This is a genomic window from Cellulomonas algicola (genome assembly GCF_003851725.1).
Lineage (GTDB): Bacteria > Actinomycetota > Actinomycetes > Actinomycetales > Cellulomonadaceae > Cellulomonas > Cellulomonas algicola.
Genome location: NZ_BHYL01000489.1, coordinates 1 through 1767, shown reverse-complemented (window position 1 = coordinate 1767; position 1767 = coordinate 1). Strand labels below are relative to the sequence as shown.

Sequence of the window (1767 nt, the reverse complement as noted above, 5' to 3'; positions counted from 1 at the left end):
ACGAACGACGAGCGACGCGCACGGCCCGGCGGCGTCGACGACCGGCGACCGCGGTCCAGCACCGACGAGCGGCGCGACCAGCGGCGGGAGCGGCGCGGCACGCCGCCTGCGGCACGGTCCGCGCGCGAGCGGGGGACGTCGCAGACCGCGGCGCGCCCGACGGGGACGCTCGTCGAGCTCACCTACCTCGACGGGCTGCGCGACGTGCTGCACGACGAGGTCGTCGAGGTGCTGGCTCCGCGCCGCGCACCCGTCGACGTCGCCGGTCGGGACGACGCGCTCGCGGTCCGGCTCGACGGCCCGCTCGCCGACGTCCTGCGGCTGCGCACCGCCGTCGCCGCGTACGTCTCCCTGCACTTCGACGTGCCGCGGCCCAGGTCGCTGACCAGCGGCGACCACCTCGCGCGCATCGTCGACGCCGTCTACGCGTCGCTGCGCGTCGCCGGCTCGTCGTCGTTCCGGTTCGAGGCGGCCGGGTCGGACTCGGCCGTCTTCGCGCGGCTCGCCGAGCTGCTGCACGACGCGACCGGCCTGCAGCACGACCCCGCCGACGGCCAGCTGGTCGTCCGCGTCCGCCGCGGCGCGCGCCTGCCGGGCGTCGACGCACGCAGGACCGGCGCCGGTGGACGCGGGGCGGGCGGGCGAACGACGGCCGACGTCGACCCCGGCTGGGACGTGCTCGTGCGCGTCGGTCCGCGCCCGCTGTCCGCGCGGACGTGGCGCGTCACCGACTACCCCGGCGCGCTCAACGCGACGATCGCGGCGGCGATGGTCCGCCTGGGCGGCGTGCGGGACGAGGACCGCGTGCTCAACCTCATGTGCGGCTCGGGCACGCTGCTCGCCGAGCGCCTGCTGGCAGGCCCGGCCGCGACCGCCGTCGGTGTCGACGTCTCCGCCGAGACCCTCGACGCGGCCCGCGCCAACCTCGCCGCCGCTCACGTCCGCGCGACACTCGTCGTGGCCGACGTGCTCACGAGCACCCCCGGCGCCGACGGGCCCTGGGAGGCCGGGGCGTTCGACCTGGTGCTCGTCGACCCGCCGTGGAGCGCGCTGCACGGCGACCACGCGTCGGCCGTCGACGTGCACGCCGGGGTGCTGCGGGCCGCACGGGCCGCGGCGGCACCGGGAGCACGGAGCGTCGTCGTGACGCACGAGGTCAAGGTCATGGAGCGCTGCCTGCGGGAGGCGTCCGCGCTGTGGTCCGTCCGCGACACGTTGCGGGTGTTCGCGAAGGGCCACCACCCCCGCGTCTACGTGCTCGACGCGGTCTGACCGCTCGGCGCCCGGTCGGTGGGCTCAGCCCCGGCGGCCGGGGGCTCGTTCTCCTCGATCCACGCGTCGATGCGCAGCCATGACGCGAACAGCCACTCCTCGGCGGCGTCGCGGTCGCGCGGCACGTCCGCAGGGGCGACGCTCCACCCCTTCATGACGATGCGCTTGTCCATCGGCAGCTCGCGCCAGATGTCGTGCACGGTGACGAGCCGGTCGAGCCCGGTGTGCCCGACGAACACGACACCGGCGTCGGGCGCCTCGTCGAGCGCGGACAGCACCCCACCGGCGTGCGGCGCCATGACGTTGGTCATCTGCTCGGCCTGCACGGCGAGCTCGTCGCGACCCTCGCGCCGCAGCGCGTCGATGCGGGCGCGCCGCCGTCGGGGCGTGAAGTTGCCGCCCTCGGGGAAGATCAGCAGCGCACCGCGCGGCCCGAGCCCGTCGGCGAGGTCCCCGACGGCCGCCGCGAGGCCGGGAGCACCGTCGCGGCGGGCC

1 protein-coding gene and 1 pseudogene are annotated in these 1767 nt (G+C 77.0%); one reads left to right on the top strand and one right to left on the bottom strand.

The window, feature by feature from the left end; all coding sequences use genetic code 11:
• Positions 1–1272, top strand: a 1272-nt coding sequence (locus tag CTKZ_RS21055; protein ID WP_235843599.1) for a methyltransferase, incomplete at its 5' end; no start/stop codon positions are given.
• Here CTKZ_RS21055 and CTKZ_RS21050 read toward each other — a convergent pair.
• A pseudogene (locus CTKZ_RS21050) lies at positions 1251–1767 on the bottom strand (1-acyl-sn-glycerol-3-phosphate acyltransferase); the annotation flags it as partial. The gene CTKZ_RS21055 and the pseudogene CTKZ_RS21050 sit on opposite strands and share 22 nt — an antisense overlap.